At 36.9% G+C, this 13,707-nt stretch carries 16 protein-coding genes and 7 tRNA genes; 18 read left to right on the top strand and 5 right to left on the bottom strand.

The window, feature by feature from the left end; all coding sequences use genetic code 11:
- The first annotated feature begins 3 nt into the window (after positions 1-3).
- The 10 genes from FPV17_RS17565 (at position 4) to FPV17_RS17520 (ending at position 7,587) form a co-directional block, all read left to right on the top strand.
- Positions 4-354: a type II toxin-antitoxin system PemK/MazF family toxin gene (locus FPV17_RS17565; protein ID WP_035398813.1), complete on the top strand. Its 351-nt coding sequence runs from the start codon at positions 4-6 to the stop codon at positions 352-354.
- Between the two features lie 150 nt (positions 355-504).
- Positions 505-1,323, top strand: a complete 819-nt coding sequence (gene rsbRA / locus FPV17_RS17560; protein ID WP_035398811.1) for an RsbT co-antagonist protein RsbRA — start codon at positions 505-507, stop codon at positions 1,321-1,323.
- Positions 1,324-1,341: 18 nt separating this feature from the next.
- Positions 1,342-1,698 carry an STAS domain-containing protein gene (locus FPV17_RS17555; RefSeq protein WP_035398810.1) on the top strand — a complete coding sequence of 119 codons (357 nt, stop codon included), beginning with the start codon at positions 1,342-1,344 and terminating at the stop codon, positions 1,696-1,698.
- A 2-nt stretch (positions 1,699-1,700) separates the two neighbouring features.
- The gene (locus tag FPV17_RS17550) at positions 1,701-2,117 is read left to right on the top strand and encodes an anti-sigma regulatory factor (RefSeq protein ID WP_035398808.1); all 417 of its coding nucleotides are present in this window, start codon (positions 1,701-1,703) and stop codon (positions 2,115-2,117) included.
- A gap of 12 nt (positions 2,118-2,129) precedes the next feature.
- Positions 2,130-3,146, top strand: coding sequence for a PP2C family protein-serine/threonine phosphatase (locus tag FPV17_RS17545; protein WP_035398806.1), 1,017 nt, complete (start codon positions 2,130-2,132; stop codon positions 3,144-3,146).
- 66 nt (positions 3,147-3,212) lie between these two features.
- Positions 3,213-3,539: an STAS domain-containing protein gene (locus FPV17_RS17540; protein WP_035398804.1), complete on the top strand. Its 327-nt coding sequence runs from the start codon at positions 3,213-3,215 to the stop codon at positions 3,537-3,539.
- Positions 3,536-4,015, top strand: coding sequence for an anti-sigma B factor RsbW (gene rsbW, locus FPV17_RS17535; RefSeq protein WP_035398802.1), 480 nt, complete (start codon positions 3,536-3,538; stop codon positions 4,013-4,015). Before FPV17_RS17540 ends, rsbW begins: the two co-directional genes overlap by 4 nt.
- A complete protein-coding gene (sigB, locus tag FPV17_RS17530) occupies positions 3,981-4,766 on the top strand; it encodes an RNA polymerase sigma factor SigB (RefSeq protein ID WP_144559690.1) in 786 nt (261 codons plus the stop codon). The genes rsbW and sigB overlap by 35 nt, the downstream gene beginning before the upstream one ends.
- Positions 4,766-5,362 carry a PP2C family serine/threonine-protein phosphatase gene (locus FPV17_RS17525; protein ID WP_035398798.1) on the top strand — a complete coding sequence of 199 codons (597 nt, stop codon included), beginning with the start codon at positions 4,766-4,768 and terminating at the stop codon, positions 5,360-5,362. Before sigB ends, FPV17_RS17525 begins: the two co-directional genes overlap by 1 nt.
- Positions 5,363-5,433: 71 nt before the next feature.
- Entirely contained in the window at positions 5,434-7,587 is a 2,154-nt protein-coding gene (locus FPV17_RS17520) for a Tex family protein (RefSeq protein WP_144559688.1), read from the top strand.
- Positions 7,588-7,629: 42 nt separating this feature from the next.
- Here the strand turns inward: FPV17_RS17520 and cmpA are convergent, their stop codons facing one another.
- Positions 7,630-7,767: a cortex morphogenetic protein CmpA gene (gene cmpA / locus FPV17_RS17515; protein ID WP_144559686.1), complete on the bottom strand. Its 138-nt coding sequence runs from the start codon at positions 7,765-7,767 to the stop codon at positions 7,630-7,632.
- 80 nt (positions 7,768-7,847) lie between these two features.
- Between cmpA and FPV17_RS17510 the strand changes: the two genes are divergently transcribed.
- From FPV17_RS17510 to FPV17_RS17475, 8 genes are all read left to right on the top strand, one after another.
- A complete protein-coding gene (locus FPV17_RS17510; RefSeq protein WP_144559684.1) occupies positions 7,848-8,294 on the top strand; it encodes a SprT family protein in 447 nt (148 codons plus the stop codon).
- Positions 8,295-8,370: 76 nt separating this feature from the next.
- Positions 8,371-8,445 (top strand) — tRNA-Asn (locus tag FPV17_RS17505).
- A 1-nt stretch (position 8,446) separates the two neighbouring features.
- Positions 8,447-8,537 (top strand) — tRNA-Ser (locus tag FPV17_RS17500).
- 12 nt (positions 8,538-8,549) lie between these two features.
- Positions 8,550-8,624, top strand: a tRNA-Glu gene (locus FPV17_RS17495).
- Between the two features lie 168 nt (positions 8,625-8,792).
- Positions 8,793-8,868: transfer RNA gene (locus tag FPV17_RS17490), tRNA-Val, on the top strand.
- 10 nt (positions 8,869-8,878) lie between these two features.
- Positions 8,879-8,955 (top strand) — tRNA-Asp (locus FPV17_RS17485).
- 21 nt (positions 8,956-8,976) lie between these two features.
- Positions 8,977-9,059: transfer RNA gene (locus FPV17_RS17480), tRNA-Leu, on the top strand.
- 30 nt (positions 9,060-9,089) lie between these two features.
- Positions 9,090-9,172, top strand: a tRNA-Leu gene (locus tag FPV17_RS17475).
- A 276-nt stretch (positions 9,173-9,448) separates the two neighbouring features.
- Here FPV17_RS17475 and FPV17_RS17470 read toward each other — a convergent pair.
- The 4 genes from FPV17_RS17470 to FPV17_RS17455 form a co-directional block, all read right to left on the bottom strand.
- The gene (locus tag FPV17_RS17470; RefSeq protein WP_144559682.1) at positions 9,449-10,672 is read right to left on the bottom strand and encodes a hypothetical protein; all 1,224 of its coding nucleotides are present in this window, start codon (positions 10,670-10,672) and stop codon (positions 9,449-9,451) included.
- Positions 10,648-12,054: a hypothetical protein gene (locus FPV17_RS17465; protein WP_144559680.1), complete on the bottom strand. Its 1,407-nt coding sequence runs from the start codon at positions 12,052-12,054 to the stop codon at positions 10,648-10,650. The genes FPV17_RS17470 and FPV17_RS17465 overlap by 25 nt, the downstream gene beginning before the upstream one ends.
- A gap of 2 nt (positions 12,055-12,056) precedes the next feature.
- Positions 12,057-12,416 (bottom strand): histone-like protein, encoded by a 360-nt coding sequence (locus FPV17_RS17460; RefSeq protein WP_210244244.1) that lies wholly within the window; start codon positions 12,414-12,416, stop codon positions 12,057-12,059.
- Between the two features lie 179 nt (positions 12,417-12,595).
- Positions 12,596-13,699 carry a tyrosine-type recombinase/integrase gene (locus FPV17_RS17455; protein ID WP_144559676.1) on the bottom strand — a complete coding sequence of 368 codons (1,104 nt, stop codon included), beginning with the start codon at positions 13,697-13,699 and terminating at the stop codon, positions 12,596-12,598.
- Positions 13,700-13,707 lie beyond the last annotated feature (8 nt).

Here is a 13,707-nt window from a genome sequence, read left to right as displayed (position 1 = left end):
CCTTTGATAGTGAAACGGGGAGATGTCTATTTTGCTGATCTATCTCCAGTTGTAGGATCAGAACAAGGTGGGGTACGACCAGTTCTCATCATTCAAAATAACATTGGAAATCGATTTAGTCCTACGGTAATTGTTGCAGCGATAACGGCACAAATCCAAAAAGCTAAATTACCTACGCATGTTGAAATTAATGCAAGCAAGTACGGATTTGATCGAGATTCTGTTATTTTACTTGAACAGCTTCGAACAATTGATAAACAAAGATTAACAGATAAAATTACTCATCTAGATGAAAAGATGATGCAGTCGGTAGACAAGGCATTGACTATTAGTTTAGGTTTAATTGATTTTTAACCCCTATCGCTGAAAAGGGGTTTTTTTGTGTGTGAATACTGGATGAGCATAAATTAGTCGACGATTCCCAAATATAATTCTTTGCAACCAAACGAAACTCGTGAAATAATAGAGGTAAGGATGTTTTTAGTGGGAGGAGGAGACAAGGCGATGCAGTCCTATATTGTCTCGTATCTAAAAAAGAATAGGGGTAAACTACTCGATGATTGGGGAAAGAAGCTAGCGGAACTTCGATCTGAAAACTACTTACAATCCCTTACCGATAAATCATTTCATGAGACGAATCAAGAGTTTCTAGACTTAATGCTGGAAGCAGCTGACGAGCGCAGAGACAAATTAGATAGTAAAATTAATGATTACGTTCTTCGCTATATTCAAAATGGGGGTACACTTCATTTTTTGTCTCAATCCATTCAACTACTTCGAAAAGCGTGTCAAACTCTTGTTCTTGAATCAGAATTTGAAAAAAAAGAAGCGCTTGAGTTTTTAATTGAACTTGATGAGTGGATCGATAAACGGATGAATCGAATTGTTAAAGATTATTCGGAAGCATGGGAAAAAACGATTGAACTTCAAAAACTCTCTCTGTTAGAGTTATCTGCACCGCTAATCCCTGTTTTTGAAGGCATAACAGTCATGCCCCTCATTGGCAGTATTGACACAGCCAGGGCGCGACTGATTATGGAAAACCTTTTAGAGGGTGTTATAGAAAACCGATCAAAAGTTGTATTAATTGATATTACAGGTGTACCTGTTGTCGATACAATGGTTGCGCATCATATTATTGAAGCATCAGAAGCTGTACGACTTGTAGGAACTAAGTGTATACTTGTAGGAATTCGACCTGAAATCGCACAAACCATTGTTAATTTAGGTATTGATTTAACGAAATTCCCTACGAAAAGCACATTACGAAAAGGCGTTGTTACCGCCTTGGAACTAACTGGGAAACAATTAACGGATATGTAATTGGAAGGAGAATGGAATATGAGAATTCCAATTCTGAAATTGAATCAGTATTTGTTAATTAGTATACAAACCGAACTCGATGATCAAACCGCTCTTCAGTTTCAAGAAGATTTATTAGGTAAAATTCATGAGGAAGGCTCTAACGGTGTTGTTATCGATTTAACAAGTGTTGATATGATTGACTCTTTTATTGCAAAGGTTTTAGGTGATGTAGTTGATATGTCAAGTTTAATGGGGGCAAGAGTCGTACTCACAGGCATTCGACCTGCTGTTGCGATTACTCTTATTGACATGGGAATTAAATTAGAGGGCGTATCAACTGCTCTAGACCTTGAACAAGGACTCGCAAGTTTGCAACAGGAATTGGAGGGTTAAGTATGGATAATCTCCAATCCGCTGTTGAAGTAAATAATGAGTGGGGTATTGTGGCAGCTAGACAAGCAGGTCGTGACCTGTCTCGCCAAATTGGTTTTGGCAATGTCGATCAAGCGCGCATTACAACAGCTATCTCTGAACTAGCACGGAATATCTATTTATACGCAAACCGAGGAGAAATCATCCTTGAAATTGTGGAAGACTTAAACAACGCTAGACCGCGTAAAGGAATTCGTGTGACAGCGAAAGACGAAGGCCCTGGTATACAAAACATCCGACAAGTGATGGTGGATGGGTTCACAACTTCCAGCGGCTTAGGTGCAGGTTTACCTGGTGTAAAACGATTAATGGATGAATTTACTATTGATTCTGAGGTAGGAGTTGGCACAACAATTACCGCGACAAAATGGACAAGATAAGGAGGGGAGTGAATGCGACTAACCGATCATAAACTGCAACTCTCCTATAAGCGAATTCTTAAAGAATTTCTTGAAGAACAATCTGAAGAAAGTCTTTATGAAGCGCAAAAAATAAGCAAATTTCTTCTGGAGCAACAAATTTCTCCAGAAGAGTTTGTGAGCATTCATTTCAAATTATTAACAGAATTGCTGCCTACTATTGATAAGAAAGTAAAGGATTCCTTTGACTTACTCTTAGAGGTCATGATGGGATATGGCTTAGCTTATCAAGAACACCAAATATTAAGAAACCGTCAGCAAGAATTAGAATTAGAAATTGATGTTGCGGCGAGTATGCAGCAGACCCTCATGCCACAAGAAAAGCCAAAAGCGCACTTTCTTGATATCGGAGTTGTGTCTGTTCCAGCTAAAAAAATGAGTGGAGATTACTATCACTACGTCCATGACGACAATAGAGGATTAGGAATGGCAATAGCTGATATTATTGGCAAAGGTGTCCCGGCGGCATTGTGTATGTCGATGATTAAATATGCTATGGATAGTTTACCGTCTGAACAACAGCTGGAGCCGTCTGTTTTGTTGGGGAACTTAAACCGAGTAGTCGAACAAAATGTTGACGATAGTATGTTTATTACGATGATGTATGGATACTATAACAGAACAACGTCTGATTTTCATTATTCTGGAGCTGGTCACGAGCCAGGCTTTTTTTACAATGAAAAAGAAGATTCTTTTGAAGAACTTCGCGCAAAAGGATTAGTTCTAGGAGTCTCTAGAAAAACCACATACCGTGAATACATTCGACATTTGGAGATAGGTGATTTTGTTGTTCTTTTATCAGATGGTGTGACCGAATGTAGAATCGGTGATGAATTTATTGAGAGAGAAGAAATTACAAATCTCATTCGCAATTATATGCATTTAAGTGCGCAGGAAATGGTCGATCATGTGTATGAAGAGTTAATGAAGCTCCAAGATTTCACCTTACGTGATGATTTCACCCTCATTATTTTGCGGAGAAAGGTTTAATAAAGTTTGTTACGTGGTAAGAGAGTACAATGTAACTGAAATGGTCTTTGAGGAGGAGTAACAAGTATGAACCTTTCAATAAAATCGGAACAAGTGGATTCCACTTATCATATACATCTTGCGGGAGAAATTGATGCGTACACAGCACCTCAATTAAAAGAATCGCTACTCCCATTAGCAGAAAAAGAAAATCAACAAATTAATATTCACTTTGATGAAGTGGAGTATATTGATAGCACAGGCTTAGGTGTGTTTGTTGGTGTGTTAAAAGCAACAGATGCGACGAACAGTGAACTAACGTTATTAGGAATGACTTCTCGTATTAAACGTCTATTCTCTATTACTGGTTTAGACGAAGTTATTTCAATTAAATCGAAGGAGGGACAAGGGTGATGGAACAAAATGATCGAATCCATCTTGAGCTCCCTGCTAAGCCAGAATATGTGAGCATTGCGCGTTTGACTGTCTCAGGTATTGCGAATCGATTGGGTTTTTCTTACGACGATATTGAAGATCTGAAGATTGCGGTTGCAGAGGCGTGTACAAATGTTGTGGAACATGCGTATTCTGAAGACGGTTTTATTTCTTTAGCTTGCTATATTTATGAGGATCGCATTCAAATTGTCGTTGCTGATCAAGGCAAAAGTTTTGATATTGCGGAAGTCGAAAGTCGTCTCGGACCAGTTGACGCGAAAAAACCTGTAGGAGACCTAAAGGAAGGAGGGCTTGGTTTATTCCTCATTAGTACGTTAATGGATAAAGTAGAAATTAATGAAGATAACGGTGTAATGCTTGTTATGACAAAGTACCTTTACGAGAGTGGGGTGAAGGAAAGTGTCGACGGAATCTCTTCCTTACAATCAGAATAAGGATGACATCTATAAATGGATTGAAGAATACCAGCGCACAGGTTCCGAAGAAGTTCAAGTACGTCTCGTAAAGCATTTTGAAGCGCTTGTACGCTCTCTATCACGAAAATTCTCGAAAGGAAGAGAGTATGACGAAGATCTCTTTCAAGTGGGGATGGTCGGCTTACTCGCCGCATTAAACCGTTATAATGAGGAATTTGGACGAAGCTTTGAATCGTTTGCGGTTCCGACTATAGTTGGGGAAATTAAACGCTTTATTCGTGATAAGACGTGGAGTGTACACGTTCCAAGACGAATAAAAGAACTGGGTCCTAAAATCAAAAAAGCTGCCGATGCTCTTACCATCGAATTGCAACGTTCTCCATACGTTCATGAAATTGCTCAGTATCTAGAAGTAGAGGAAGAAGAAGTACTAGAGACAATGGAAATGAGCAAAAGTTATCAAGCTCTTTCAGTAAATCGTTCGCTAGAAGCTGACCAAGAAGGAGGAGAAGTCACACTCCTTGACTTGGTAGGGAACGATGACACTGGTTATGAACAAGCCGACCAAAGAATGTTGTTAGAAAAGGCATTTCAGGTTTTAAATGAGAGAGAGAAAGAGATCTTACAGTGTACGTACTATGAGAACTTAAGCCAGAAAGAAACAGGTGAAAAACTTGGCATTTCTCAAATGCACGTATCAAGATTGCAACGAAGGGCGTTACAAAAACTTCGCGATTCTATTCGAATAGAGCCTACGGAGATCTTTTAATGGTTACACTCTATAAGGATCATCACATTGATGTAGCGACGGTTCAAAAAACAAAACCTGGCAATACAGTGTGTGGAGATGGCCATATCGTATTCCAGAGCAGTGCGTACACGATTTGCGCAGTCATTGACGGTCTTGGCAGTGGAAAAGGAGCTCACCTTTCCGCTGAAAAAGCCATTCGTGCTATTCAAGATCATCATAATGAGGAAGCAGAGCAAATACTAGAGCACTGTAATCAGTACCTTACAAATGAAAGAGGTGCTGTTATTACGTTGCTCCGCATTGACTATAACGCTTCTACCGTTACGTATTCTAATTTTGGTAATATTGGGTTTATTTTATATCATCCCGACGGCACGGTGGTACAACCAATGCCTAAGAGAGGCTATCTTTGTGGTCGTGTTCAAAAGCTCAGTAGCGAACAATTCCACTATAAACCTGGCTCGTCCTTTATTATGTTTACTGATGGCGTTGAACAATTGCCGAAAGTACGTGAATATACGGCAACAGCAAAAGCCGTAAGTGAGAAACTTTTAAATGGAAAGTTCTATAGTCAAAAAGATGATGCAACGTTAATGGTAGGGAATTTCAAGTAAGCAGTGCTGAGAAGCGGCTGCTTATTTTTTTATGTTATGATGGAAGAAGTGGAAAAAAGGAGGAACATACAATGGAGCAATGGATTCAACAAACGGTTCAAAAAACAAACTTAACGCACAAACAAGTAAAGAATGTCGTGTCATTGTTGCAAGAAGGCAATACTGTCCCTTTTATAGCCCGATACCGTAAAGAACAAACAGGTGCACTTGATGAGGTGCAAATCAAAGCGATTGCGGATACATATGAGTATGAAAAAAATCTGTCTGAGCGAAAAGATGAAGTCATTCGTTTAATTAAGGAACAAGATAAATTAACGCCGGAGTTAACAACAAAGATTACTGCAGCCACCCAATTGCAGCAAGTAGAAGATTTGTATCGGCCGTTTAGGCAAAAACGCCGTACAAGAGCAACGGTTGCAAAAGAAAAAGGTTTAGAGCCATTAGCGCAAAAAATAGTAACATTCCCGTCTGAATTTCGTATCGAGGAAGAAGCTGCTGCTTACTTTAGCGACGAACATGGGTTACATGAAGTGGAGGATGTTTTAGCTGGTGTGAATGATATTATAGCCGAGGTCATTGCGGAAGATCCGAAAGTACGTGAAAATCTTCGTAATGCAGCAATGAAAGAGGGCTTAATGACGGCTGAACTAAAAAAAGGCGCAGAAGATGAAAAAGGTGTCTTTAGCCATTATTATGCGTATCAGGAATCGGTTAAAACGATTGTACCGCACCGAACGCTTGCGCTAAATCGAGGGGAAAAAGAGCAAATTCTTAAAGTGGCTGTTACGTTTCCGAAAGAAGCGTTTATTCTCAAACTAACACGCCTATCTATTGGAGAAAAGCGTTCACCTGTTGTGCCAATAATGGAAAAGGCTATTAGTGACGCCTATACGAGGCTCATTGAACCTTCCATTGAACGAGATGTGCGTAATAGGCTTACGGAAGTCGCTGAAGAACAAGCCATATCAATATTCGCAGAGAATTTAAAGCAGCTATTGTTACAACCACCAATGAAAGAGCAAATGGTTTTAGGTGTGGACCCTGCGTTTCGTACAGGCTGTAAATGGGCTGTGATTGACCAAACAGGCAAGCCGCTCGATATTGGCGTTATCTATCCAACAGCACCGCATCATAAAGAGAAAGAAGCAGCGAACGTTATTCGAAATCTCGTGAAGAAGCACGGAGTGAACATGGTTGCAATTGGAAATGGTACAGCCTCAAGAGAAACAGAACAGTTCATCGCAACCGTTCTAAAAGAAATGGATGAAACGGTGTATTATGTTATTGTGAACGAAGCAGGCGCGAGTGTCTATTCTGCTTCCGAACTTGCGCGCAAAGAGTTTCCTGACCTGCAAGTCGAGCAACGAAGTGCGATCTCCATTGCCAGACGATTACAAGACCCACTAGCTGAGCTTGTGAAAATCGATCCAAAATCGGTTGGCGTTGGTCAATATCAGCATGATGTAACGCAGAAGAAGTTAAATGAATCGCTGAGCTTTACCGTCGAAACCGTCGTCAACCGAGTAGGGGTTAATGTGAATACGGCGTCTGCGTCGTTATTATCTTATGTAGCAGGTCTAAATAAAACGCAAGCAACGAATATTGCTGCATACCGTGATGAAAATGGTGCCTTCACAAGTAGGAGTGAACTTAAAAAAGTGCCTCGACTCGGTAAAAAATCTTTGGAACAGGCAGTTGGGTTTTTACGTATTGCGGGTGGGAAAAATCCGCTTGATGCAACAGCAATCCACCCCGAAAGTTATTCAGAAGCAACAGCAATCTTAGAAAAGCTAGATATGACGCCACAGGATATTGGAAGCGAGCAGTTGAAAGCGAAACTAACAGGACAAGCAACATCTTCATTTGAAGAAGAACTAGAAATCGGTCACCATACATTACAAGATCTACTTGATGCGTTTGTACGACCAAACCGTGATCCAAGAGATGAAGTCACAGCTCCACAATTAAAGCAAGACGTCTTAAAGATGGAAGACTTACAAAAAGGAATGGAGCTTCAAGGAACGGTACGGAACATTGTAGATTTTGGTGCTTTTGTTGATATCGGCGTTAAACAAGATGGACTCGTTCATATTTCTAAATTAGCCAATCGTTTTGTAAAGCATCCCCTTGATGTAGTCTCAATCGGTGAAATTGTTACCGTATGGGTGGAAACCATTGACTTCGAGAAAGAGCGAATTGCCTTAACGATGAAGCAACCACAATAATGAAAAGGAGAGCATGACGCCTCTCCTTTTTTGTGATAAAATTTAGATGGTTTTTTTACTGTTTAAGCGACTTTGGACAGTAGATCTATAATAAAACCAGCACTGATTAAGTACTTTTACTTGGTGGCGGTTCTTTTCGCTATATGCCTTTTTTAATTGATTCTGAAGCCAAGTAGGCAAAGGAATGTCGCTCCCTTCGTTTTTCAAATAGTATATGCCAGCGGGGTTGTCAGTGTTGATGAATATTTTTTGGAGGGATTATGACGAACAAAGAATTACAAGCTTTAACCGAAGCGTTATCTGACTCTTTTTTTGACAGACCTTTTCAGCATAAAGCCATCTTTAACCCACGTTTGCGGACAACAGGAGGGCGCTACTTGCTCTCAAGCCATAACATCGAACTAAATGAAAAGCACTATGCCAAGTACGGGAAAGAGGAACTGGTTGGCATTATTAAGCATGAGCTATGTCATTATCACCTACATCTTTTAGGGAAGGGCTATCGGCATAAGGACCAAGATTTTAAACAGTTATTAAAAAAAGTTGGTGCTCCCCGTTACTGTCGCTCTGTTAAAGAACGTGAAGCACAAATACATTACGTGTATCAATGCTCATCGTGCGAGCAAAAATACTACCGTAAACGGAAAGTCAATCCATTCAAATATGTATGTGGTGTATGTAGAGGGAAACTTCAATTTTTGTCTTAAAAAAGTCTTGCGCTTAATTGGTGGCTTATGATATATTATAGAAGTCGCTAAGGAGACAAGAACGTTTTATACATATTCCACAGTAGCTCAGTGGTAGAGCTATCGGCTGTTAACCGATCGGTCGCAGGTTCGAATCCTGCCTGTGGAGCCACGGAGAAGTACCCAAGTGGCTGAAGGGGCGCCCCTGCTAAGGGTGTAGGTCGTGTAAGCGGCGCGAGGGTTCAAATCCCTCCTTCTCCGCCATATTTCACTCTAGGCCCGTTGGTCAAGCGGTTAAGACACCGCCCTTTCACGGCGGTAACACGGGTTCGAATCCCGTACGGGTCACCATTTTAGTTTAACGAAAAAGTACGAGGGTTATCTGAAGTTATATTGACAAAGAGAATCGAGTAATTTGAGGACAAGAGGTGCTTGAGGGAGAGAGTGTACATTTGTACATGACTGACTGAAAGACATGAATTGGACGAAAAAGTACGAGGGTTATCTGAAGTCACATTTGGAGGATTAGCTCAGCTGGGAGAGCACCTGCCTTACAAGCAGGGGGTCGGCGGTTCGATCCCGTCATCCTCCACCATCTTTATAATGGTCCGGTAGTTCAGTTGGTTAGAATGCCTGCCTGTCACGCAGGAGGTCGCGGGTTCGAGTCCCGTCCGGACCGCCATTATTTTTTCTTTCTGTTTTCGCGGGTGTGGCGGAATTGGCAGACGCGCTAGACTTAGGATCTAGTGTCTTTATGACGTGGGGGTTCAAGTCCCTTCACCCGCACTTTTAAAAAGTGCTTTTTTTATTCAACGAGCGGTTGTGGCGGAATGGCAGACGCGCTAGGTTGAGGGCCTAGTGAGGTTAAACTCGTGGAGGTTCGAGTCCTCTCAACCGCATCCCAGTAGTACCAAGGCTTTTAGAGCTTTGGTGCTTTTTATTTATTTCTTCGACTTTTGTTTGAATTCACCACTTATTCACCATGAGTTAAAAGAACTCATTTGAAATAGCATTGATCTATAAATATGTTTGTTTTTTTAAAAATGTCATATATTTTTCATCGTTCGGATTTTGACTAATTAAATGAACCGAATTAAATATATTATATAAAAAAAATCCCTTCTATGAAGAGAATTTTTTGTATTTATATTTAAGAAATCTGAACTCTGATAGAACTAATTTAAATTACTCTTTAGAGTATTACTTCTGTTTTCGAATTTGAGTGATTTATCTCGGACTCTATTCCATGAGAAGAAATATAATGACAACAAAGGATATACTGCAGTAAATATTATTGAAGCTACGATAACGAAGCTGAAAAATAAATGAATATAAAGAAGGACTTCAGAATTCAAACTAATATTATTGGAAGAGAAAATAATATTTATTGATGCGATTAGGCTAATAACTATGGGCAGTAAAATTGTGAAAATGTACTTAATATCTTTTAAAATTCCTACTTTAATTTTATTTTTCAGTTTGCTGTATTTTTCTTTCTTCTCATTAATAAAGTTGGAAAGTAGAGTTAGTTCATTGTGATCTTTATCTTTTTCTAATTTAAATCCATTTTTAAATGCTTGAAGAAGTAGTCTTTTATCATTTTGTAGAAGGAAAATCTTCTCATTATCCTTGATGAAAACGTTGATAATATTATGTTCATTTATGCTATATTCTTTAGATTCGGGTCTGAAATGTTTTGAGTGATTAGTTTCAATAAAGTTGATTTTCTCTAAAAATTTTGCGACAGCTTTTTTCAAGTTATCTATTTCTTGAGAATCGTATTGTTCCGGAATATTGATGTAAATATAGTTCCGACTTAATTCCAAATTGTTTTTACTCTCTAAAATCCCAAAAAAATATGAAGCATCATCGTTAGTCATGACTGGCTCATACCAAGAGATAATATCAAAAAGTTTGTTATCTTGAAAATTAATTAAGCTTACAAGTATACCTTCTAAATCTTTGATTTTAGTATTAGTGATTATTTTTACGTCTAAAGAATCCGTGCTCTCGCCTAAACTTAAATTCAACAATATAAAGCCTAAATCAGTTTTTGGCGTAATAGAATTTAATTTTATCTCTCGCTTTGGTCCTAATCTAAAAACAAATGTCTCAAACCAAATTTCCACAAATCTTAAAGTATCAATCTTAAGAAATATAATGTCTTCATCTATTATAGTTTCTAAATGGCCTTCAACTACAGATCGCTTGTTTTGAATTATCTTAGTGATAATGACGCCACACATACGTAATGAGTTAAAAGTCTCTTCACTAAACCAGTCCTCTTTTTTTGCTAGCTCTAACTTAATTTTGAAATTTTCTAGATCTTCATATTCATATAAATTAAGTACTCCATCAACAAAATTTAATTCTTCTACTGAGAGAGCTTTAGTTGGCATGTTAACCATTCCTCATAAGTTTCTATAACTCTTACACTATCTCCTTCGCACTCTAATAGTAGTGAATGAAGAGTTGCTATAAGACTTTCGGAAAGAGTATCGGCTTCATCTTTATTCTTACTGCAAAGAATAATTATATAGTTAGAAAACATACTTTTTAAGTCATTATACTTGTTACTGACTAGAGTTATTTGATCACTCTTTAATACATCAAATGATTGATTATTAATTATCTGAACAGCGATGTTAAATAGTATTGTAGTTGTTAATTTAATTTCTTTGGGAGTAAAACTAACAGCTTCTAGACTATTAATTAATTCATTGAAATCATATTCAATTTTTCTGATATATTTTTTTCTTTGAGATAATAAACCAGCTTTACGATTTTTCTTAATGAATTTATCAAGCTGTATAGAATAATCGATATAATAGTCTTCTTTCAGTATCACCCAATTTAGGTCTGCTATGATGCTGTCTAGTACTTCAGGAAGAACATAAGTATCAATTAAGATACTCCCGTGTCGATGTATCTTTACAGAACAATTGTGACCTTTTATTAAAGCCTTAACAGTAAGTTCATATATTTTTAATTGGGATTCGCCTACAATCCTAACAACAGGGTCTTCTCTATTAGAAGCATTTACACCATATATATCTACTCGTAAGCTTTCATCTGATATATATTTTGGTGATGAAATTTCTCCTTTTAATCTTAAATTAGTCATTATTAGTTGAGCTTCATCTAAATTAACTGAATGTGTTCTAGGTGAATGTTTTTTAAATAGAAGATGAACTATAGATAAAACATTATTAATTTTACTTAAAGCTTGGTTATCAGGATTATAGATTGCAACTAATCCAGTATTTAAATACAACCTACATTCTATATTTGAAACTTTTTTATCTATGACTGGGACTGTTCTTTCATTATCTATTACTTCTTGTTCAATGAGGAATTTCAAATCTAATTTAGAATCAGCTTCTTTAAAATCTGTTATAAAAAAATTATCATTTAAACCCTGGGATAAGGAATCCTTATGTTTAATATTAGTATAAGAACTTACGATATCTTCAAGTTCACTTTTAATTTCATTGTATGTATTAATAAAATCTTCTAGAAGATATAATTTAACATTAAGTTTATCACCATATCTACCTACAGATTTAAAGCAATTTTCTATTTCTTTTCCTATTTTATTTGCATCACCTGAAAAAGATTCCACTAATCCTAAGTAACAATTTTTCTTGTTAACCTCTGAATCTTCTTGAGGACTGTATGAAGCGTAACCTTTAAAGAAGCTAATAAAATCTACTGCAAATATCCTTTCTGTCATCTCTTTAATAGTATATGTATCTCTAAAGAAGAATGTTTTATTTGACATATTCATTCCTCCATAAATCTAATTAATGATTTATCTGCTGCCATTGTCTTTAATTCTTCCTTCTGAGAGTCTAATTTATCTATAATATTCTCAAGAAATTCCTGTGGCTTCATTAACTCTTCGTAGGCTGTTTCTAAATGTTCATCATTTACTGTTTTTCGACCATTTGCTTTACAAATCTCTTCTGCTCTTCGGAAAATCATAGTAGTAATTTGCTCTAATTGATCAATCAGTAAGTGTTTAGCGTCTTTAGTCATTTTAACCTGATCAATATTAGAAACGTTTTTTGTGAATCTGTTTAGGGCAGTAACTGTTATAAGTCTATTTTCTTCTTTAATATTGTCGTTTTCGATTTCAGACATCATGTATCATCCTTTTAATATATTTTTCTATGTAAATCTATTATACACAAAAACAATTAGAAAGGAGTTGTAAATAGTTAAAAACAGGATATTGTTTTAGTGTTTTTAGGTATAAGGAACTGATTGGTGAAAAATGCTGGTTTAATAGAATCTAAAAAAACCAAGTTTCAATAACTTGGTTAAAATAGAGTATCAAACTTATCTGCTGTTTCTTGCTGTTTATTTGGAAAAAGATGTCCATAAACATCTATAGTTGTTTTAATAGAAGCGTGACCCAATCTCTCTTTAATAGTAACATGATCTTCTCGTTGATCAATAAGTAAAGCTACATGTGAGTGCCTTAAATCATGCAAACGTATTGGCTTTAATTCACCTTTGTTACATATTGTCCTAATCCTTCGACTAAATATATCTTTTGTGGGGGGCTTCTCTCTATACTGGAAAATGTGAATTTCATCATGATGTCTAATGTTCAAATTATAAAACATATCTATCTGTTTTTCTCTCCATAGATCTAGTAGGTCAATTAATTTCTTATTAACACTTACCCTTCTGATGGAGTTTTTTGTTTTAGGTTCTGTTATAACAACTTCACCGTTTAGATAATTGAGTGATTTATGAACATTAATTTCTCTTTTGTAACGGTCAATATCATTCCAGTTTAAGGCTAACATTTCACCGCAACGCATTCCTGTAAGATAAGCGAATGTATAAAAAACTTTAAAGAGAAAATCATCTTCATCAATTAAAGAAATAAACTCTTTAAATTGATCAGGCGTCCAAAAACTCATTTGTTTATTGTTTATTTTTAAGTTCTTAACTCCATCACACGGATTAGAAGGAATGACCATTTCCTCGATTGCTTTGTTGAAAATATTTTTCAGAGTTATCATAACGTTATTAATTGATTTGTTTACCAAACCCGTATCAATTAACTTTTGTTGATAATTTTTAATATCACGAGTAGTGATGGCAATAAAATCGCTGTTCTCAAAATAACCTATAATATGTTTATTTATCAAATATCTTTGATTTGCATAATAGCTAGGTTTGCCGTGTAATTTACAGTGTTCTAAGTAAAGCTTAACTATTACAGGAAACTTTAATTTCCTTTCGCCAACCACCCGATTAAGCCGATACATCTCCCGCTGTTCTTCCTCATACATTTCAGCTTCTTTTTTAGAGGAAAATATTCTCTGTCTTCTTCGTCTTTCACCTGTTAAGGGGTCTTTACCTAGACTAATATCAGCAGAATAGCGTTTATTGCCTAGCTTTCTAACCATCCATTAAT

The sequence above is a fragment of the Shouchella miscanthi genome (genome assembly GCF_007725405.1).
GTDB lineage: Bacteria > Bacillota > Bacilli > Bacillales > Bacillaceae_D > Shouchella > Shouchella hunanensis.
The sequence above is the reverse complement of the archived record's forward strand: the minus strand, read 5'-3'. Positions and strand labels throughout refer to the sequence as shown.